A 20,748-nucleotide genomic window follows, 5' to 3' on the forward strand; every position below is an offset into this window, starting at 1 on the left:
CGTATGGTGAGTCGCTCGACTCACCAGTAGGAACGGTAGCGCCGACCCGAGAGGTGAGTCAAGTGACTCGCCTCATGATGCGGCACACTGGGGACATGGCCGCACAATCGTCGTCGTACCACCGAGACGTCGCCGAGCAGAAACGATCCGCGATCGTCGACGCTGCAACCAGCTTGTTTCTCGACCTCGGATACGACAGGACCTCGCTGGCCAAAGTTGCCGTCGAAGCAGGCGTGTCGAAAGCCACCCTGTTCAAACAATTTCCGACGAAGGCCGCCCTGTTCGAGGCCATCGTCGACGCATCGTGGAACACCAAGAGCGACACCACAGTCGAGCCGCATCCGGGGAATCTCCGTGCAGGATTGACGTCCATCGGCCGGGGATACGCCGAGCTGCTGACCCAGCCGAGTATGGCGAAGCTCTTCCGCATCGTCATCGCCGAGGTACCGCGCTTTCCCGAGCTCGGACGCACACAGTTCGACCTCGGAAAGATGCCGTACTTCGACTCCGTTCGGGCGTACCTCGACGCCGAGAACGCGCGCGGAACCATCCGACTCGACGACGCCGAGCTCGCGGCCACTCAATTCCTCGGAATGATCTCGAACTACGTCTTCTGGCCGCGCCTGCTGCTGGTGCAGTGGACGCCCGAGGACGATGCCGTACTGCACGTCGTCGACGAAGCAGTGGAGATGATGCTGGCGCGTTACTGCCGCGGAGTCACTCCAACGCCGTGATCAACGGGCCGATCGGGCCCAGATCGAGTGCCCCGGATCCCGCCGCACGCTCGCCGACGGCAGGGAGCAACGCCGCGTGTGCGCGTCGAGCAGCGCCGTGGTGCCCGACACGGAGAGCCGCTGTACCGACGAGGTACCAACAGATTTCGGCCATCAGATCGTGCGGCGGATCGGGGACCGTCTCGAGCATGCCCGACGCCTCCGCGTCGGTCGCGAGGAGCGGTGCGACCCACGGCGCATAGGGGCCGAAGTCTCCCCTGGGTAGCGCAGTGTCGTTCCGCAGAGCCGTGGTCAGCGCGGACATGGCAGTCAATCCGATTCGGAATCCAGGCATTTCGTCACCGTCGGGCGGAGGTGGTCCGCCGGTGAAGGTGTAGCGAAACCACGCGGTGAACACCGACGCGAGGGGGCGATCGAATCTGGCAGCGATTCCGTCCACGAGGTCTGCCTCCACCGAGGCTTCGTCGATGTCGTCGAGCGCACACAACGCTTGCATTCGAATCAATCGACCGGCGATGTCGAAGGTGGACAACTCGGAAGCCACTGCGATATCGATGATGTCGGCACCGATGCGTTCACGATCGCGGGCCAGGCCGGTTGTCCGACACGTCTGTAAATAGCGTGCGCTCAGCGCGAGGCAGCGCAGCGCCGGGTCGGCGAGGGTCCGCGCCAGCCGCTCGGCCTCCCGGGCCTCGTCCATCCGGCTGTCCACACCACGAGATTCCATCGCGATCGTCGCCAGCAGACGTGCCCGTACTCGGGTCGATGCCGTCGGCGGGAGGATCGCCAGAGTCCGGTCGGCGGCCTCGACGATCGCTGCTGATTTCGCCGGATCATCGGACCGCGTCCAGACTCCCGGAACGTCGTAGCCCACGATGACGCGTGCCGTCAGCTCTGGATCACCGAACTGCTCGGCAGCACGGATCGTCGCCACGCGCTGCTCGGTGGCGGCGTCGACCGAACCGGACTGTGCAAGAAGCGGCAGAAGTGCTGTAGCACTTTCGATCTGCGATCGCGCTCCGCCGCGCGCCTGCGCTGCCGCGGTCTGCATCAGGACAGAGCTGCCATGAGAGAGCAGCCCCGGATCCCGTGTCAGAATGCGCTGTTCCACATTTGCCAGGCGATCACTCGGATCGAGGCCGAGCCCACGGACGAACGTCTCGCGAGCACGACGCAGAACCTCGAGAGCGTCGCCCTGCCGACCAGCCCCGTACAACGCGAGAGCCGACAGACGCCACCCCTCCTCACGCCACGGGTGCTCGTCGACGTGGCGGTCGAGCAACGCAATGGTGCTGTCCCACTTGGCCTCGGCGATTCGCGACTCCGCAAGACGCTCCACCGCACCGGCCCTGAGCTCGGCGATTCGCGCGCGTTCCCCCGTGGCCCACGCGCGATCCTCGAACTCCTGGAACGCCCGTCCGGTCCACTGCTCGAGTGCATGCTCGGGCTCGTCGTCCAAAAGCAGCTGCTCCGCGCGCCACAGATCCACCGCGTCGGCGGACAGATCGAGTGCGTATCCGGAACCCCTGGTCACCACCGTCGTCGGGGGAGTGCGCGCCGGCCTCCCCGGTTCCAGAATCTTCCGAAGCTCACCGACGAAGGTCTGCACGATGCCGAGTGCACCCGCAGGTGCGTCCTCCCACAGATCGTCGACGAGACTCGACGTCTGCACCGTCCTACCGCGAGCGATCGCCAGCAAGCAGAGCACCTCGCGGAGACGCGGCTTCGAGATGCGCACCGGCGTACCGTCGATCTCCGCCTCCACCGGGCCGAGAACGCGGATTCGAAGCTCGCTCACGCTGCGATTCTAGTTCGCGCTGATCGGCCGCTGATCGACGTGCACGACGATCGACGCATGGACATGAACCTCACCGGAAAATCGGCATTCGTCAGCGGTTCCACCGAAGGAATCGGATACGCCGTCGCGCGGTCGCTGCTCGCCGAAGGCGTCGACGTGACGATCAACGGCCGCGACACCGCGCGGCTCGACCGTGCCGTCGAGTCCCTGCAGCATCACGCCCCCGACGCCACCGTCCGCGGAATCGTCGCCGACTTCTCCGTGGCCACCGACGTCGAACTCCTCGTCGACCGGCTCGGGGACGTCGACATCCTCGTGAACAACGTCGGTCTGTTCGAACTCACACCCTTCACCGACATCTCCGACGACGACTGGCAGCGATACTTCGACGTCAACGTCATGAGCGGAGTGCGCCTCGCCCGACGCCTCATGCCCGGCATGCTGGGGCGTGGATGGGGACGAATCCTGTTCGTCAGCAGTGAATCCGGAGTCGACGTGCCGGCCGACATGATCCACTACGGCACGACCAAGACCGCGATGCTGTCCCTGGGAAACGGATTGGCCAAGCTCACGAAAGCCACTGCTGTGACCGTCAATTCGGTCCTCGGTGGACCCACCTACTCCGACGGAGTAGCACGGACCATCGACGCTCTCGCCGCGGCGCGGTCCATCCCCGTCGACGACCTGAAATCTGCGATCGCGAGCTCCAACACGACGTCCCTGCTGCAACGTTTCATCGAACCGGCCGAAATCGCGAACATGGTGACATTCCTGGCCAGCCCGATCGCCTCGGCCACCAACGGCGCAGCGGTCAGAGTCGACGGGGGAGTCCTACCCACGCTGCTCTAGGGCACCGGCGTCGGCGCGAGGCTGTTGCCCGGGGGAATCGTGGCGCAATTGCTGTGCGTCGGCGCCCCCGAGAACCGCTCGGTCATGAACAGCAGTCCCTGGGCCTCGAACGGTGGAAAAGCCTCGCCGTGGGTCAACCCGTCGTACTGCGAGTACTGGACGTCGACGCCCTGGCTGCAGTACTGGTGTGCGAGCGCCTGAACGTCGGCGGTGATCATGATGGTGTCACCGATCGGATCCGCATGGCCAACGGCCAAGAACATCGGAATACGCGGTCTACCTGCTGTGCCCATGATGTTGTCGTTGATCGCCTCGACTACCTCCGGCACATCCAGAAGTGACGTGTACGGCGCCTTCACCATGTCTGCATCGGTGAGGGTGGGGTAGTCGTCGGCGAACTGCGCGATGCACTCCTGATCCACCTGGTCCATCACCTGCAGCCCGTAATCCGAGACGAATTCGCTCGTGTTCAGTCCGTACGCCCGCTGGTACGCGACGATGAGTGCCGGAATCACACCCGCCCACTGCGCGCTTCCGCTGACGTAAGGAAGATTGTGAGCGAGGTCGACCGGGAGACCACCCGCCGCGACGCCGACAAGGTTGAGCTCCGGCGCGTAACTCGGTGCAACCTCGGCACCCCACTGCGTCGGAACCGAGCCGCCCGAGTATCCGATCATCCCAACGGGAGTCGACGTCGGCACCTGCAGGAACTGCTCGGCCGCGCGAATACCGTCCAGCGCGGCGTACCCGGACTGTCGTCCGATCGTCCACTCCAGTTCTTCACCTTCGTAATCCGGTGCGACGACGGTGTATCCCGCAGCGAGGTAACCAGCGATCACTGCCTGCTCCGCCTCGGCAATAGGACTCGTCGCACCACCGCTGAGGGTGTAGGACGGGTCGCACTGCGATCCGAGAGCGTCGTACGCCATGTGGTACGAGACGATCTTGGTCGGGCCGGGAATCAGCGGTCGCAGAACGGCCGCCGCGGTGACTGCGCCGCGACCCTGTTGATCGGTGGTGCGGAACAGCACCTGATCCCCGGTGATCGGCGTGGTCAGGGTCGGCGTTGCGAACACCATCGGCCGACTCCGCAGCACCGTGCCCGGCGCAACGTCGAGAGACCCGTCGTAGCTGTAGAACGGATCGTTCGCCGGGATCGGCGACCCGGGCCCCGGATCCGCCTGGGCAACGAACGCACTCGACCCGACCACCACGGCCGCGACCACGCCGACCAAGAAGCCTTTACCAACTCGTGACATGAGACAGATTAAAGCGCACCCATGCCCGCTGTTACACCGCCGAACGCAAGTCTCATCCTCAAAGGATGGGTCTATGTGAGTTGGGGGATTACTTCAGAACGATGTTGACCATGCGTCCCGGAATGACGATGACCTTCGTCGGCGCCTTTCCGTCCAGCAGGGCTGCGATCTTCTCGTCCTCCAACGCGATTTTCTCGACGTCGGCGGGAGCCGCATCGGCAGGCACGGAGATGCGGCTACGGACCTTGCCGTTGACCTGGATCGGGTAGTCGACGGTGTCCGCGACGAGCCATTTCTTCTCCACCCGCGGGAACGGCCCGTGGGCGAGCGAACGGTCGTGGCCGAGCAGCTTCCACAGCTCCTCGGACAAGTGCGGTGCCATCGGTGCGAGCATCAGAACCAGCGGCTCCACGACACCGCGCGGTGCACCGTCCGGGTACGCCTTCGTGAGATGGTTGGTCAGCTCGATGAGCTTGGCGCCGGCCGTATTGTCGCGCAGCGCAGTGTAATCCGCTTCCACCCCGTCGATCACCCGGTTGAGGACGCGCAACGTGTCCTCGGTGGGCTTGTCGTCGGTGACGCGCACAGCGCCGGTCTCCTCGTCGAGCACCAGACGCCACACGCGCTGCAGGAAACGCTGCGCGCCGACGACGTCCTTCGTCGCCCACGGACGCGACGTGTCCAGCGGACCCATCGACATCTCGTACACACGCAGCGTGTCGGCACCGTACTCGGTGAAGATGTCGTCGGGCGAGACCGAGTTCTTCAGGCTCTTGCCCATCTTCCCGTACTCGCGATTGACGGGTTCGCCCTGGTAGAAGTACCCGCCGTCGCGTTCTTCGACCTCCTCGGCCGGAACGTAGACCCCACGCGCATCGGTGAACGCATACGCCTGGATGTAGCCCTGGTTGTAGAGGCGACGGTACGGCTCGCTCGAGCTGACGTGCCCCAGATCGAACAGCACCTTGTGCCAGAACCGCGAGTACAGCAGGTGCAGCACCGCATGCTCGACGCCGCCGACGTACAGATCGACACCGCCCGGATCGTTCGGCCCGTGGATGTCCGGACGCGGCCCCGTCCAGTACTTCTCGTTCTCCGGGTCCGCGAACGTCTCCGAATTGGTCGGATCGATGTACCGCAGCTGGTACCACGAGCTACCCGCCCACTGCGGCATCACGTTGGTGTCGCGGCGGTACGTCTGCAGCCCGTCGCCGAGATCCAGTTCCACCTCCACCCAATCCGACGCCTTCGCCAGGGGCGGGGAGGGCTCGGAACTCGCGTCGTCCGGGTCGAAGGAGACCGGTGCGTAGTCCTCGACCTCGGGAAGCTCAACGGGGAGCACACTGTCCGGGAGGGCGTGCGCATTGCCGTCGGCGTCGTAGACGATGGGGAACGGTTCGCCCCAGTACCGCTGACGGGCGAAGAGCCAGTCTCGCAGCTTGTACTGGATCTTGCCGGTCGCCGTACCGTCGGCTTCCAGCTTCTCCACGATGGCGGCCTTGGCGTCGTCGACCGAAAGTCCGTCCAGGAAGCCGGAGTTCACCAACGGACCGTCGCCGGTGTACGCAGCCTCGGTGACGTCTCCGCCCGAGATGACCTCGCGGATGGGCAGACCGAACTTCGTGGCGAATTCCCAGTCCCGCTGGTCGTGAGACGGCACGGCCATGATCGCGCCCGTGCCGTAGCCGGTGAGCACGTAGTCCGCGATGAACACCGGGACCTGTTCACCGTTGACGGGGTTCACCGCGTAGGAGCCGGTGAAGACGCCGGTCTTCTCCTTGTTCTCCTGACGCTCCAGGTCCGACTTCGCGGCGATCGAGGCACGATATGCCGCAACGGCCTCCGCGGGAGTCGCGGCGCCGCCGGTCCAGATTTCCGACACACCGTCGGGCCAGGCGGCAGCCACCAGACCGTCGACCAGGTCGTGTTCGGGCGCGAGCACCACGTAACTGGCACCGAACAGCGTGTCCGGCCGCGTCGTGAACACCGTGATGTCGCCGAACGACACCTCGGCGCCGCGCGATCGACCGATCCAGTTGCGCTGCATCGTCTTGACCTTGTCCGGCCAATCGAGGTACTCCAGATCGTCGATCAAGCGATCCGAATACGCAGTGATACGCATCATCCACTGCTTCAAGTTCTTCCGGAACACCGGGAAGTTGCCACGGTCGCTGCGACCGTCGGCCGTGACCTCCTCGTTCGCCAGCACCGTACCCAAGCCGGGGCACCAGTTGACCAACGAATTGGACTCGTACACGAGGCGGAACGAATCCAGCACCGCAGCCTTCTCGGCCGCCGACAGAGCCGACCACTCCCGGCCGTCCTCGAGCGCACGCGAACCGTCGGCGAACGACGATTCCAACTCGGCGATGGGGCGCGCCTTCTGCTGCTCCTCGTCGTACCAGGAGTTGAAGATCTGCAGGAAGATCCACTGCGTCCAGTGATAGAAGTCGACATCCGTCGTCGCCAGGGATCGACGCCGATCATGACCGAGGCCGAGGCGTCCCAGCTGGCGACGCATGTTGGCGATGTTCGCCTCCGTCGTCGTCCGCGGATGCGTACCCGTCTGGACGGCGTACTGCTCCGCAGGCAGACCGAAGGCGTCGTATCCGAGCGCATGCAGAACGTTGCGGCCGTGCATCCGATGGAAACGCGCGAACACGTCCGTCGCGATGTACCCGAGCGGGTGACCGACGTGAAGGCCACTTCCCGATGGGTACGGGAACATGTCCTGAACGAAGAGCTTGTCCTTCGGGACGTCACCGGCAAGCGCACCGACCGGGTTGGGCGCGTCGAACGTGCCCTGCTCTTCCCACAGGTCTTGCCATTGCTTCTCGATGCGCGCGGCCACATCCGCGGTGTAGCGGTGCTGGGGCGTTGCGTCCACTGGAACAGTCACGCACGCAGTTTAGTCGTAGCCACCTGCTGCCCTTGTGAGCGGGAATCCGGCCAGCTCAGAGCCTATGCGAGTGAAAATCAAGGCCAGGGGGCAGGAGCGGAGCCTGCGGAGCGACCCGATGGCCCTACATTTCCACTCACGTGCGCCGGAGGCGCGTACTACGGGCGCGCGTAGAAGACGTATCCTTACCAGCGTGATCGTCGTGTCGATACTCATGTTCGTCCTCGCGCTCGTCGTCGGCTCCGTTGCCGCGGCCTCGCTGGCAGGCAAGCTCCCCCGCAACCGCTGGGCAGGAGTCAGAACTGCAGAGTCCATGCGCGACGACGAGACCTTCGTCATGGCCAACAAAGTCGCAGGCCCCACCACGGCAGCGTCGGCGCTTCTGCTGCTCATCGGTGGTGCAGCGGCACTGATGCTCGGCGGCGCGATCTCGATCATCGCCGTCGTCGTATGCCTGCTCGCGGCGTTCGTCACCGCCGGTGTCGGCGGATCCATCGGCGCACGTGCGGCCGCCGCCAAGCCCACCTCGGAGACGGGCGGGTGCGGCCACTCCTGCATCTCGTGCAGCCTCAAGGACGCCTGCGCCCCGAGCTGAGACCCGGACATGAAGCAGCGGACGTTCGACCCGGCTGGAGTGATCTTCGGCGTTGCCGTGCCGATTGCTGCGGCAGCACTCGGGCTCGTTGCCGTCCACGTCTGGCGCACCCGGCTCCCGGAACAGATCGCCACCCACTGGTCGGGCACCGAACCGGACGGATTCATGAGTCCGTCGACGAGCGCCTGGACCCTCGCGATCGTCATCGTGCTCGTCGGTGGTGGATGCAGCGCCGTCGCAGCGTTGTCCCACGCACTGTTGTCCCTGCGCCGGACGATGTTGATGATCGGCCTCACCGTCGTCGGTCTCATCACCGTCCTGCAGCTCGCGATACTGGCCAGGCAACTCGATGTCACCACGGTGACCAGCGTCGAAATTCCCGGCTGGGCGATCGGAGTGGGGACACTCGTCGGATTCGCCGTCGGACTCCTCGGTGCCACCCAGCTACGCGACTATCGAGACCGTGTCGACGCCACGTCACCGCCACCGTCGACGTTGCCCCGCGCGAGGGCCGAACTCCCCATCGTCGAACCCATCGGCGCGAGCCGCACGTCCATCGCGATCGTGTTCACCATCCTGGCCGCGGCAGCAGCACTGACCTGCTGGCTGTCCGAGTCGTGGTGGCCGGTCGCGGTCTTCGCACCGATCGCGGCGTTCACCTCGTCGCTCATGCGGTACGAGCTCATCGTCGACAAACTCGGCATCCACGTACGCAGCCTCGGCATGCCTGCCTTCGAATACTCGATCAGCGAAGTCACCGGAGCGTCCGTTCGCGAGGTCGATCCGTTCTCCGACTTCGGCGGATGGGGCCTCCGCGTCAAAGGGCGAGGAAACTACGCGGTGGCCACGCGCAAAGGTCAGGCCGTGTTCCTCACCTTCGCGAACGGACAGAAGCTGACCGTTACGGTCGACGATGCGGACGAGATCGCAGGAACCGTCAATTCGTTGGCGTCCGAACGCTGATTTGCGCTGAAACAAACCGATTGCCGCTTTTTACATCTAGGCTGTGATCGTAAAGGGGTAAGGGCTGGAGGCCGGCACGAACGACACACGATCATCAGCGGGCAACGGACCCGGATCGGTCCGCACCGGCAGCCACAGGAAGCCGTCGACCGACACTGTGTGGACCACACTTCAGGAGTGGTACCGGCAACCGTTCGATTACGAGTGGATCATCCACCATCGCTCCACACGGGGCCTGCACCGTTCGCTGCAGAACATGTTCGGGGCCGCCACCATCCTGTACGCGGCAGCGTCGATCCTCATGCTGTTCAGTGCACGCGGACCACAGGGACTCCTCGCCCAAGCCTGGGTCGGAATCGTTCTACTCGTCCAGGTCGCCGTCGCATTGCGCTGGTTCTTCGGTCCGCTGCCCACACGCCGAGACTTCATCGCTTTCGCCATCTTCGGCGATGTCGGTCTGACGTCCGTGCTCGTCCTGTACGAGCCGTTCGGTGCCCTGATCGGCTCCGGCTTGTTCGTCGTGACCGGTGCGTTGTGTACCTACTTCCTCAGTCAACGCTGGCTACTCGCCCATCTCGCCTGGTGCGTCGTGTTCGTCTCCGTCACAGTTGTCCGAGCCATGTTGGCCGAAACCGAGGATGTTCCGACGGCCCTGGCCGGCGGCCTCGTCGCCATCGCCATCAACTCCGCAATACCCCTGCTCGCCCACATCGCATGGACCGCGATCGGCCGAGATGCCCGCCGCTCACTGCTCGACCCCCTGACCGAACTGCTCAACCGTCGCGGCGTCGAAGACGCAGCACTGTCGCTGATATCGAGAAGCCACGCCCGGGGTCACTGCCTCGTGGTCGTCGTCGTGGACATCGACCGATTCAAGTCCGTCAACGACTACTTCGGCCACGACGCAGGTGACGACGTCATCGTCACCGTCGCGCACCGCTTGAGAGCTCTGTTCGCGGAGGACGGCGTTGTCGCCCGAACAGGAGGCGAAGAGTTCCTCGTCGTGTTTGCCGGCACGATGGAGCACGCTCACGACATGGTCCACCGAATCGGCCACACCCTGTACCGCCGCGACGATCGGATCCCCATCACGGTGAGCGTGGGAGCTGCCGTGGTGTCGAGCCCGTCGGACCTGTGGAACGACGGTGCCGCCACCATCACCCGAGCCACCCGTGCCGCCGACTCGATGATGTACCGAGCCAAGTACGACGGCGGCAACCGCACAGCCTCGATCCAGCTCTGACACCTCCCAGCCAGACGTCCACCGCAGAAAGCCCGGACTCCACCGTGGGAGTCCGGGCTGGTTCCGATTACTGCTGGTCTAGCCTCCTGTCACGGGAGCGTTCCATACACACGGAACCTCGCTGACCGGGAAGCCCTCCGGATCGAGTGCGTTCTTGATGTATCCGATCGATCGCGGCGACACCGACATCGACAGATGGTCGGAGAGGTCGATACCGCAACCGTCCTGCAACAGAACGTTGTTCACCGTGGCATCGGGACCGGCTTCGAGGAACGTCGTCCGGAACGGAGTGACCACCTCGTCGAACCGAGTGGCGATGGCCGTGTAGTCGACACCGCGTTCGGTGTCGCCGCCCGCCGTCAATGCCTTGATGAGGTCGGAGTCGATGACTTGGTCCGACGCCGCGGGCCCGGCGACAGCACCCACGAGCCCCAGCACGTTCAAGCCGAGATTGTTGATGGTCCGCCCCAGAGTTCCGATTCCGACAAGTGTTGTCCCGTGGTTCGACCCACCGAGGCTGACGATCTTGCCGACCTTGTTCTTGCTCGGATCCGACGGATCGGCACCGCCTTCGAATCGCATGTACTGACGAGACGCCAGGCTGCCCTGGGAGTGACCGACGATGTCGACCTGTTCCGCGCCGGTCCGTTCGAGGACCGCATCGATGTAGAAGGCAATCTCCTTGGCGCTCTCGGTGATCGGGCCCGTGCCTCGCAGTGCCTTCACGTGTCCGAGTGCGCTCGAATCCTTGTCACCGGTGTTCGGGGCGAAGACACAGTAGCCCTCCGCCTTCAATGCCGGGGAGATTCGAGCGAAGTTGTTGTACGCGTTCTCCCATGTTCCATGAAGCAGGACAACGGGATTGGGGTGCTCCTCGGTCGGCTTGCAGTTCCAATCGTTGGCACCCGGCGGTGCGACGTCCGGCTTGACGATGCTGTACAGGAAACCAGCAAGGAAGTTCTTCTGCTCCGGCCCGTATCCGACCGTCTCGGTCTCCGGATCGTCGGTGACTCGGGCAGGCGACGCGTCCGCGATGTCGGGCTTCTCGATGCCCTGCTCTTCTGCCTTCGGCCGTTCCGCTTCCGACCCTTCGGGAGGAATGACCTCCGTTCCGTCTTCGCTGATCGTCGCGGGCAGTGCCGTCGCCGACGGCACTGCCGAGTCGGTGGGTTCGGTTGGCTCGGCAGGCTGCGCAGAGGCAACCGACAGGCCGGCGAACATGACGGCCGCGGACAACGCCGCGATGGTCGTCATGCCTCGTGCTCGGCCTCGTAGTCGTGAATGCTCGATCGACATCGACCGAGAGTGTTGAACCATGCGCGTCCCTTTTCTTCTTCGGCATCGCTGGCGAGAAGGCGTGACTCGATTTCAGCGCGATGCTGTTTGCTGAATCACAGAGGACAGTAGGAGTGGTAACGGTCACTGACTACAGCCGAGCCCGACGTCTGGAAACGCGGTCACCCGGCGACCGCGACGGTTGGGTCCAGTCACAACCCGGCCACACCCCCGACGCCGTCAGTGGCCCAGCCGCAGTCTGTGGCCCAGCCCCGTCAGTGGCCCAGCCCTGTCAGTGGCCCAGCCGCCGTCAGCGGCCCAGCCGCGTCATGATCGCCTCGCGTAACGCCGCGCGAGGCGATCTCGCCCGGTCCTTCGTCAGCAGCACGAACTCGATACCTCCGAGGTCCGGAAGATCCTGACCGTCCAAAGCCACCACGCCTTCGGGGAGAGTCGACTCCGCGTGCACCAGGTATCCGAGCCCCGCCTGGACTGCCGCACGCAACCCCAGCTCGCTGTCCGTGACGCAGGTGAATCGCCAGCCCCTACCCTCACGACCGAGTGCAGCCAACGCCGCGGACCGCGTGATGCTCGGGGGTGGATACGTCACGAACGGCACCGGGCCCGGTTCCACCCGCGTTCCCGGAATGCCTGCCCAGACCAACCGATCTGCCCACACCAGATCACCGTGCGTCTCACCTGGACGACGCTTCCCGAAGACCAGGTCCAGCTCACCGCCGTCGAACTTGGACCGCAATGTCTCGCTCAGCCCGACGGTCAGCTCGAGGTCGACGCCGGGATGCGCGCGACGAAAGTCGTAGAGGACATGCGGCAACTCGGTGGAGACCAGGTCGTCGGACACCCCGAGCCGGAGCCTGCCCGCCAACGGGGCTTCGGCGAAATAGTGCTCTGCCTCGGCGGTTGCATCGAGGATCGAACGGGCGAACCCGATCATGGCGGTGCCGTCGGCCGTCAGCTCCATGTTCCTGGTGTCGCGAAGGAACAACTCGCGCCCGACGGCCTTCTCCAGTCGCGTGATGTGGCCGCTGACCGTCGACTGACGCAGGCCCAGCAGATCACCGCCCGCTGTGAAGCCACCTTCCCGTTCGACAGCGAGGAAGGTTCGAAGCAGAATCGGATCGAGATTCACCCGTCGTTCCTATCACGATTCACGTTCACAGTTAACGCAGCTATCGACTTTCGTGATCAATTGACGCACGATATCGTGAGCCAAGTGAACTTTCTGCGGCAGATCCGGCCCGACGGCTTCGTCCTGAGCATCATCGCGATCGCGGTACTGGCCAGCATCTTCCCAGCGTCCGGCACCTCGGAAACCGTCCTCACCTGGGTCACCCGAGTCGCTATCGGACTGCTGTTCCTGATCTACGGCGCGCGCCTGTCCCCGCAGGAAGCATGGCACGGCGTCAAACACTGGCGACTCCACTCCGTCGTGCTGGCCACCACGTACCTCGTTTTTCCTCTCGTCGGACTGGCTCTGCGCGTCCTCGAACCGACCGTCGTCACAGCGGACCTCTACACCGGCATCCTGTTCATGTGCCTAGTGCCTTCGACGGTTCAGTCCTCCATCGCCTTCACCTCGATCGCACGCGGCAACGTCGCCGGAGCCGTCGTCAGTGCGTCGTTCTCCAACCTCATCGGCGTCTTCGTGACACCCCTGCTGGTAATCCTGTTGGTGAACACCACCGGGGACGCACACGTCGACGCATCGTCGATCGTGAGTATCTGCGCCCAGTTGCTTCTGCCCTTCCTCCTCGGGCAAGCCCTCCGACCGCTCGTGAAGGGATGGCTCACACGCCATTCCGGACCGACGAAGATCGTCGACCGCGGTTCCATCCTGCTCGTGGTCTACGCCGCGTTCAGCGAAAGCATGAACCAGAACGTCTGGTCGTCCGTGTCTCCACCGCAGATCGTTGCGGTCGTAGTGGTCTGCATCGTCGTCCTCGCGCTGATTCTGGCGTTCACGTACTGGATCGGCCGCGCCATCGGCTTTCCCGTCGAAGACCGGATCGTTCTGTTGTTCTGCGGTTCCAAGAAGAGCCTGGCGAGCGGACTACCCATGGCTTCGGTCCTCTTCGTCGGCGGGCCCGTCGGCCTGATCGTGCTTCCTCTGCTTCTGTTCCACCAGATTCAGCTGATGGTGTGTGCCGTGCTCGCCCAGCGATACGCGCGACAAGCAGATGCTCGGCAATCGCCTGACAAGGATGATGCGCAATCAGCCCTGGCGGATTAGCGTCGGCACCACAGACGACGAATGTGGAGGATCGACGTGCGGAAAGAGTTGTCGAAGCCAGGCAAACACCCAGGCGGAGTCATCGCCGCGGCATACACCGGGAGACTCGCCACCGATCCCATCCCCGCACTGCGACTCCCCGACGAGCAACTGGATCCTGAAGCGGCGTACCGATTCATTCACGACGAACTGATGCTCGACGGCTCCTCCCGACTCAACCTCGCGACGTTCGTCACGACCTGGATGGACCCGCAGGCCGAGAAGCTAATGGCCGAGACGTTCGACAAGAACATGATCGACAAGGACGAGTACCCGGCAACGGCGTCGATCGAGGAACGCTGCGTCAACATGGTCGCGGATCTGTTCCACGCGCCCGGACTCGACCCGGAGGATTCCAAGTCCGCGACGGGAGTGTCGACGATCGGATCGAGCGAAGCGGTCATGCTCGCAGGCCTCGCCCTGAAATGGCGGTGGCGCGAAGGCCGCACCGACACCTCGCGTCCGAATCTCGTTCTGGGAAGCAATGTTCAGGTCGTGTGGGAGAAGTTCTGCCGCTACTTCGACGTCGAACCCAAGTACCTGCCCGTCGAACCGGGGCGATACGTCATCACCCCGGAGCAGGTTCGAGATGCCGTCGACGACAACACCATCGGTGTCGTGGCGATCCTCGGAACCACCTTCACCGGCGAACTCGAGCCTGTGGAGGAGATCTGCGCGATGCTCGATTCCGTCGCAGCGTCCGGTGGACCCGACGTCCCCGTCCACGTCGACGCGGCCAGCGGCGGGTTCGTCGTACCGTTCCTTCATCCCCACCTCGAATGGGACTTCCGTCTACCGCGGGTGAAATCCATCAACGCCAGTGGACACAAGTACGGACTGACCTATCCTGGAATCGGTTTCGCGGTGTGGCGGACACGCGAGGACCTGCCCGAGGACCTGGTGTTCCGGGTCAACTACCTCGGCGGCGACATGCCTACCTTCACCCTCAACTTCTCCCGCCCCGGCAACCAGGTGATCGGCCAGTACTACAACTTCCTCCGGCTCGGACGCTCCGGATACAGCGACATCATGCACGCACTGCGCGATACCGCTGTTCGCGTCGCCGGCCACCTGTCCGAGCATCCCGCGTTCCACGTCATCACCGACGGCAGCGCCATCCCCGTCGTCGCATTCGAACTCACCGGCGACCGTGAATACACCGTGTTCGACATCTCCCACGAACTACGCGCACGCGGCTGGCAGGTTCCCGCGTACACGATGCCGGACAACGCCACCGGAGTAGCCGTGCTCCGCATCGTCGTGCGAGAGGGATTCAGCGCAGACCTCGGCAGGCTGCTGTGCGGCGCCATCGCCGAAGTGATCGATCAACTCGACTCATCGGCCGCGGGAGGTGGACACTCGTCGGCCACCCACTTCGCGCACTGACTCCTCAATTGCGGTCGACGTCGATCGGGTGCGAGGCGAGCATCGCCAGCGGCAGAGGTTGACGACGCAGCACGTGGGCCCACAGATCGATCTTCGGTGGACCGATGACATCGGAGGCGAGGGCGGAGACGACCATCCAGTCGTCCCGCTCCAGCTCGCCCTCCAGCTGCCCGAGCGTCCACCCGGAATACCCCGCGAAGATGCGAACGCCCTCGACGTGCGGCGCGATGTCGGCGGGATCCGAATCCAGGTCCACCATGACGACCCGACCGTCGACGCGGCGCACCCCGGCGATTCCGTCGATGTCCACCCCCGTCCTGACCGTCGCCAGACAGAGAGCGGAATCCCTCTTCACCGGACCGCCCACGTACAAGGCCTTCGGCCGCGCCGCGAGATCGGTCCACTGAGGTAACACGTTCTGGACCGCGGTGTCGCTCGGCCGATTGATCACGACACCGAGGCTGCCTGCGTCGTTGTGCTCGATGACGTACACGACAGTGCGTCGGAACGTGGGCTCGACCAGCTCGATCGACGACACCAACAAGCTCCCCGGTCGCACCGATTGCGGGGCCGGTGCCGTCTGGTCTTCGGGTTCTTCCGCATGCGCCGCCATGCAAGACATTGTGGCACCGCGCACCTACGGATGTAACGCAAGGAACCTCAGATGTTGTTCGGCGCCCCGCCGAACCCCGAGAGCTCGGCCAGGCTCGCCAATTGGTACTCGAACAACGCATCTCGGCTGCTGAAGGTATCCGACCCGTACTGATCGAACACATCGAAGCTGACCGCACCGAACAGCGCCGCCCACACCAGAACTCCGCGAGCGATCACCTCGTCGGACATTTCCGTTCCCATTTCGTTACGAACGTCCGTGAAATTCTGGCTCAACGCAGTCAACGACACAGGCGCCGAACGTTCCGCCAGCGTTCCCGCGGCCCACGCCTCATCGAAAATCGACACCAGCTTGACGATCACCCTCGTACCCGGGCCTGTCGTCTGCTCGGCCGGAGCGTTGTAACCGGGCACCGGACTTCCGAACAACAGCGCATACCGAGCCGGTTCCCGAAGCCCCCACCCACGGACCGCACGACCGAGTGCGAGGAACTTCTCGAGTGGACCGGACACCTCGTCGACAGCGTCGTCCACGACGTCGCCGAGCTCGGTGTATGCGTCGACGACGAGCAGAGTCAGCAGCTCGTCGCGGCTCTTGACGTACCGATACACCGCCGACGACACGACACCCAGATCCCTGGCCACCGCGCGTAGAGACAACGCCGCCGCACCGTCGGCAGCCAAATGCTCCCGTCCGATACGGGTGATGTCGGCGAGAGTCTGTTGTCTCGCTCGCGCGCGGGGCGTGGTCGGCATGAATTCACACTATCGGCCCGGCGGATGTGTATTCGTCGGCAAATCCGCCACAGCCCAACCGAGAGCACTGCTCTTGCTTTCTCAGGCGAACAGGCGCACACTGGAGGAAACAGAGAGCAGTGCTCACATTTCGAACGAGGGAGACACCATGAACCAGCTACACGTCGTCATCGGCGCCGGACCGGTCGGTTGGACGATCGCAGAACAGCTTGCCGCACAGGGACATTCGGTACGGATCCTCACCCGGTCCGGATCGGGCCCGGATCACCCGGCCGTCGAACGTCGCCGCGTGAACATCGAGACCGACGACCTGACTGGCGAGTTCGCAGGTGCCACAGCCATTTATCTCTGCACTCACGTCGCATACGAATTCAAGGTCTGGCGCGAGAAACTCCCCGCGATGGAACGACGGGTGCTCGACGCCGCCGCCGGAACCGTCGTCGTCTTCCCCGAAAGTCTGTACTCCTACGGCAAGACCGACGGCCCCATCCGAGAGGACAGCCCGCGCACGGCAACTCACCGCAAACTCGGCGTCCGAACCCTCCTGTTGGCCGCCCGTGACACCCACCGCACCCCGACCGTCAGCGTCGCCGCATCGGACTTCTACGGTCCTCGCGTGAGGACGTCGCACATGGGCGCACGAATCGTCCCCAAGGTCACGGCAGGCAAATCCGTCAGCGTCATCGCCGAAGCCGACGTACCCCACTCCTTCACCTACATACCGGACTTCGCCGCAGCGATGATCGTCGCCGGAGCAAGGAAAGACCTGTGGAACACGTTCCTGCACGCCCCCACCGCACCTGCCGTCACGCAACGGGGCATGATCGAACTCTTCGCCGACGCCGCCCGAGTACCCGCACCCACCGTCACCGCGATACCGGCATGGATCGTCCGGACACTGGGCGTCGTACCCGGGCAGATGAAAGAGCTGAGCGACACGCTGTACCAGTTCCAGTACCCCTACGTCCTGGACAGCACGCGCAGCGACACACTCCTCGGCCTTCGTCCGACCCCGCTCGACGACGGCGCGGCAGCCACCGTCGCATGGTGGAACGCCGAGGAGCTGACGTCGACCTCGTAAAGTACGTCAGGCTAAAGTTCAGCGAGTGAGCGAGACGACATTCCTGGCGCGATTGCGCGATTCGCCAGGCGCAGGCAAGCTCACCGCCATCCGTTTCGCAGGCCAGTTCGGCGACGGACTGTTCCAAGCCGCACTCAGCGGCGCCATCCTGTTCAACCCCGAGCGAGAATCGAATCCGGCTGCCATCGCAGCCGGATTCGCCGTCCTCCTCGTCCCGTACTCCGTCATCGGCCCGTTCGCAGGCGCCATGCTGGACCGCTGGGATCGCCGCGCAGTCGTTCTGTGGGCCAACGTACTTCGCATCATCCTCATCGCCGTCACCGCAACCCTGCTCTGTGCAGGCGGCGGTGAGACACCACTGCTCCTGCTTGCCCTCACCACCGTCGGACTCAGCAGATTCGTCCTCGCCGGCGTCTCGGCGTCGCTCCCACACGTCGTACGAACCGAATGGCTCGTACCCATGAACTCCCTCCTCGCCACCATCGGTTCCGGTTTCGCCGCCGCCGGGGCGGGCGCAGCCGTCGGAATCATCGGATACGTCGGTGCAGGGGACTTCGGTTCCGGAATTGCCGTTGCCGCAGCAGCGTCCGGCTCGCTCGTGGGGACCGTCGCCGCCGCGCGATTCGCGCCCAGGTCCCTGGGCCCGGAGACACTCCCCGAGCGTGGTGACCATGGGGCGATGAAGGCTGCGGTGGACATCGCCCACGGACTCAAATCCGGTGCCGTGGCCGTCTGGCGATCACCGACGGTCACCGCCGCCATGACCGGCATCGGCGCCCACCGAATCGTGTTCGGCGTCGACACCCTCGTCATGGTTCTCATCCTGCGCGAAACCACGTCGAGTTCCCTGCCCGGTGGACTCGCCGGATTCGGTATAGCCGTCGGCGCCACGGCAGCCGGAATGTTCGTCGCTGCCCTGCTGACGCCGTTCGTTCTTCCGCGTTTCGGCCGTGTTCGCTCGATCATGGTGGCTCTCGCGGCCGCCGCGATCGTCCAGGTCACGTTCATCAACACCCTCACCCAGACGAGCCTGCTCATCGGCGCGTTCCTGCTGGGGGTCGCGGGCCAGACGATCAAGCTCACCGGTGACGCATCGATGCAGACCGAAATCGACGACGATCACCGCGGTCGCGTGTTCGCTCTGCAGGACACCGTGTTCAATATCTTCTTCGTCGCAGCCCTGGCCGTCGCGGCGTTCGCCGTCGGTCCAGCCACTACCGATCTGGCCGGTGAATCCTCAGCCCACGTCGTCGTTCTGGCTGGGGCCGCGGTGTACCTGGTGGGTTTGGTGGCGATACTGCGCAGGTGAGTGGAAATGCAGGCCCTGGCCTACGGCTCGAGACCGCCTACATCTCGACTCACAAGTCGCTTTTCCACCAGGCCAGCAGTTCTTTCTCCGCTTCCTCGCGGGGGAGAGGACCGCGGTCGAGCCTGAGCTCCTTCAGAAACTTCCACGCCTTGCCCACCTGTGGACCCGCCGGGATATCGAGAAGCTCCATGATGGCGTTGCCGTCGAGGTCGGGGCGAACCCGCGCCAAGTCCTCCTGGGCGGCCAGGGCGGCTATCCGCTCCTCCAGATCGTCGTAGGTGGCCTGCAGAGCGGCCGCCCGACGCTTGTTCCGCGTCGTGCTGTCGGCGCGAACCAGCTTGTGCAACTTTGGAAGTAGCTCGCCGGCATCGGTCGCGTAGCGGCGCACGGCCGAGTCCGTCCACTGACCTTTGCCGTACCCGTGGAAGCGCAGATGCAGGAACACCAGCTGGGACACGTCGTCGATCATCTTCTTGGAGTACTTCAGCGCGCGCATCCGCTTGCGCACCATCTTCGAGCCGACCACCTCGTGGTGATGGAAGCTGACGCCTCCGCCCGGCTCGTGGCGGCGAGTGTCCGGCTTCCCGATGTCGTGAAGCAGTGCTGCCCAGCGCAATACGAGGTCCGGATCGCCATCCTCGAGCTCGATCGCCTGCTTCAACACCGTCAGTGAATGCCAGTAGACATCCTTGTGTTGGTGATGCTCGTCGATCTCGAGCTTCATCGCAGGCACCTCGGGAAGCACGTACCCGGCCAGTCCCGTCTCGCACATCACGTCGACACCCTCGAGCGGGAACTCACCGAGGATCAGCTTGTCCAACTCCACCTGAACACGCTCGGCTGTGATGCGTTCGATCTGACCGGCCATCTCCGTGATCGCCTGATGCACGCGCGGCATCAGCGCGAACCCGAGCTGCGACACGAACCGCGCGCCGCGAAGCATCCGCAGTGGGTCGTCGTTGAACGACTTCTCCGGGGTCGACGGTGTGTCCAGCAGCCCCTCGAGCAGCGCGTCCATGCCGCCGAGAGGGTCGACGAACTCCTGCGAGCCATCAGCGCCGAGACGAACGGCCATCGCGTTGACGGTGAAATCACGACGAACCAGATCCTCTTCCAGGCTGGTGCCGTACCTGACTTCGGGATTACGCGAGACCTGGTCGTAGGAGTCGGTGCGGAACGTGGTGATCTCGACCAGCTGATCGCCCTTCGCCGCACTGATCGTGCCGAACGCGATGCCGGTGTCCCACTGATTGTCGGCCCACCCGGTCAGGAGCCGTTGGACGACCTCCGGCCTGGCGTCGGTCGTGAAGTCGAGGTCCGTACCGAGGCGGCCCAGCACGGCGTCGCGCACACTGCCGCCGACCAGGAACAATTCATGCCCCTCGGCCGCGAACCTCATGGCCAGTGGCGTCAGGATGCCGGACAGGTCTTTCAACGACACGGCGGCCGACGCCAGCAGTCTCGCGCGACGGTCGGCGGACACGTCGGGCTGCTGGGGGACAGGAGACTTCTCGGCCACGTCGACAGAGCCTATTAGCAGGCGGTCCGACCGGGGGAAGGGCCCCACGTGAACAGGCTCGGTATGGCCGCGAGTGGAGCCTGCGGAATGAGCTCGGTATGGCCGCGAGTGGAGCCCGCGGAATGAGCTCGGTATGGCCGCGAGTGGAGCCCGCGGAATGAGCTCGGTATGGCCGCGAGT

Annotated in this window: 17 protein-coding genes; 9 read left to right on the forward strand and 8 right to left on the reverse strand. The window is 64.6% G+C overall.

The window, feature by feature from the left end; genetic code table 11:
* Window positions 1-95: 95 nt before the first annotated feature.
* Window positions 96-734: a TetR/AcrR family transcriptional regulator gene (locus tag CH293_RS10265; protein ID WP_052059264.1), complete on the forward strand. Its 639-nt coding sequence runs from the start codon at window positions 96-98 to the stop codon at window positions 732-734.
* Here CH293_RS10265 and CH293_RS10270 read toward each other — a convergent pair.
* On the reverse strand, window positions 718-2,532 hold the full coding sequence (locus tag CH293_RS10270) for a BTAD domain-containing putative transcriptional regulator (RefSeq protein ID WP_094720127.1): 1,815 nt from the start codon (window positions 2,530-2,532) through the stop codon (window positions 718-720). The two genes, CH293_RS10265 and CH293_RS10270, sit on opposite strands and share 17 nt — an antisense overlap.
* A gap of 57 nt (window positions 2,533-2,589) precedes the next feature.
* Between CH293_RS10270 and CH293_RS10275 the strand changes: the two genes are divergently transcribed.
* A complete protein-coding gene (locus CH293_RS10275; RefSeq protein ID WP_176459968.1) occupies window positions 2,590-3,381 on the forward strand; it encodes an SDR family NAD(P)-dependent oxidoreductase in 792 nt (263 codons plus the stop codon).
* On the opposite strand, the gene CH293_RS10280 is transcribed toward CH293_RS10275, so the two are convergent.
* Together CH293_RS10280 and leuS are read right to left on the reverse strand one after the other, a co-directional pair.
* A complete protein-coding gene (locus CH293_RS10280; protein ID WP_094720129.1) occupies window positions 3,378-4,640 on the reverse strand; it encodes a lipase family protein in 1,263 nt (420 codons plus the stop codon). The two genes, CH293_RS10275 and CH293_RS10280, sit on opposite strands and share 4 nt — an antisense overlap.
* Before the next feature lie 88 nt (window positions 4,641-4,728).
* Window positions 4,729-7,527, reverse strand: a complete 2,799-nt coding sequence (gene leuS / locus CH293_RS10285) for a leucine--tRNA ligase (protein WP_037109902.1) — start codon at window positions 7,525-7,527, stop codon at window positions 4,729-4,731.
* A gap of 205 nt (window positions 7,528-7,732) precedes the next feature.
* Between leuS and CH293_RS10290 the strand changes: the two genes are divergently transcribed.
* The 3 genes from CH293_RS10290 to CH293_RS10300 all read left to right on the forward strand — a co-directional run bounded on the left by CH293_RS10290 (window position 7,733) and on the right by CH293_RS10300 (window position 10,340).
* A complete protein-coding gene (locus tag CH293_RS10290; protein ID WP_037140890.1) occupies window positions 7,733-8,134 on the forward strand; it encodes an SdpI family protein in 402 nt (133 codons plus the stop codon).
* A 9-nt stretch (window positions 8,135-8,143) separates the two neighbouring features.
* Entirely contained in the window at window positions 8,144-9,097 is a 954-nt protein-coding gene (locus CH293_RS10295; RefSeq protein ID WP_094720130.1) for a DUF1648 domain-containing protein, read from the forward strand.
* 157 nt (window positions 9,098-9,254) lie between these two features.
* Complete coding sequence (locus CH293_RS10300; protein ID WP_037109911.1) at window positions 9,255-10,340, forward strand: diguanylate cyclase; 1,086 nt, start codon at window positions 9,255-9,257, stop codon at window positions 10,338-10,340.
* A 78-nt stretch (window positions 10,341-10,418) separates the two neighbouring features.
* Here CH293_RS10300 and CH293_RS10305 read toward each other — a convergent pair whose 3' ends face one another.
* Window positions 10,419-11,636, reverse strand: coding sequence for a triacylglycerol lipase (locus CH293_RS10305; protein WP_255122790.1), 1,218 nt, complete (start codon window positions 11,634-11,636; stop codon window positions 10,419-10,421).
* A 289-nt stretch (window positions 11,637-11,925) separates the two neighbouring features.
* On the reverse strand, window positions 11,926-12,765 hold the full coding sequence (locus tag CH293_RS10310; RefSeq protein ID WP_037140884.1) for a LysR family transcriptional regulator: 840 nt from the start codon (window positions 12,763-12,765) through the stop codon (window positions 11,926-11,928).
* Between the two features lie 84 nt (window positions 12,766-12,849).
* Between CH293_RS10310 and CH293_RS10315 the strand changes: the two genes are divergently transcribed.
* Together CH293_RS10315 and CH293_RS10320 are read left to right on the forward strand one after the other, a co-directional pair.
* On the forward strand, window positions 12,850-13,866 hold the full coding sequence (locus CH293_RS10315; RefSeq protein WP_037141018.1) for a bile acid:sodium symporter family protein: 1,017 nt from the start codon (window positions 12,850-12,852) through the stop codon (window positions 13,864-13,866).
* A gap of 21 nt (window positions 13,867-13,887) precedes the next feature.
* Window positions 13,888-15,291 (forward strand): glutamate decarboxylase, encoded by a 1,404-nt coding sequence (locus CH293_RS10320; protein ID WP_052059256.1) that lies wholly within the window; start codon window positions 13,888-13,890, stop codon window positions 15,289-15,291.
* A 4-nt stretch (window positions 15,292-15,295) separates the two neighbouring features.
* On the opposite strand, the gene CH293_RS10325 is transcribed toward CH293_RS10320, so the two are convergent.
* Together CH293_RS10325 and CH293_RS10330 are read right to left on the reverse strand one after the other, a co-directional pair.
* A complete protein-coding gene (locus CH293_RS10325) occupies window positions 15,296-15,904 on the reverse strand; it encodes a YqgE/AlgH family protein (protein WP_019665081.1) in 609 nt (202 codons plus the stop codon).
* A gap of 47 nt (window positions 15,905-15,951) precedes the next feature.
* Window positions 15,952-16,659, reverse strand: coding sequence for a TetR/AcrR family transcriptional regulator (locus tag CH293_RS10330; protein ID WP_094720132.1), 708 nt, complete (start codon window positions 16,657-16,659; stop codon window positions 15,952-15,954).
* Between the two features lie 148 nt (window positions 16,660-16,807).
* Between CH293_RS10330 and CH293_RS10335 the strand changes: the two genes are divergently transcribed.
* Both CH293_RS10335 and CH293_RS10340 read left to right on the forward strand, forming a co-directional pair.
* A complete protein-coding gene (locus tag CH293_RS10335) occupies window positions 16,808-17,740 on the forward strand; it encodes an NAD-dependent epimerase/dehydratase family protein (RefSeq protein ID WP_094720133.1) in 933 nt (310 codons plus the stop codon).
* Window positions 17,741-17,765: 25 nt separating this feature from the next.
* Window positions 17,766-19,049 (forward strand): MFS transporter, encoded by a 1,284-nt coding sequence (locus tag CH293_RS10340; protein ID WP_037140877.1) that lies wholly within the window; start codon window positions 17,766-17,768, stop codon window positions 19,047-19,049.
* Window positions 19,050-19,098: 49 nt separating this feature from the next.
* On the opposite strand, the gene CH293_RS10345 is transcribed toward CH293_RS10340, so the two are convergent.
* Entirely contained in the window at window positions 19,099-20,568 is a 1,470-nt protein-coding gene (locus CH293_RS10345; protein WP_037109929.1) for a CCA tRNA nucleotidyltransferase, read from the reverse strand.
* Between the last annotated feature and the right edge of the window lie 180 nt (window positions 20,569-20,748).

Origin of the sequence: Rhodococcus sp. 14-2470-1b (assembly GCF_002259415.1) — a bacterium.
In the GTDB taxonomy this organism is placed as follows: Bacteria; Actinomycetota; Actinomycetes; order Mycobacteriales; family Mycobacteriaceae; genus Rhodococcoides.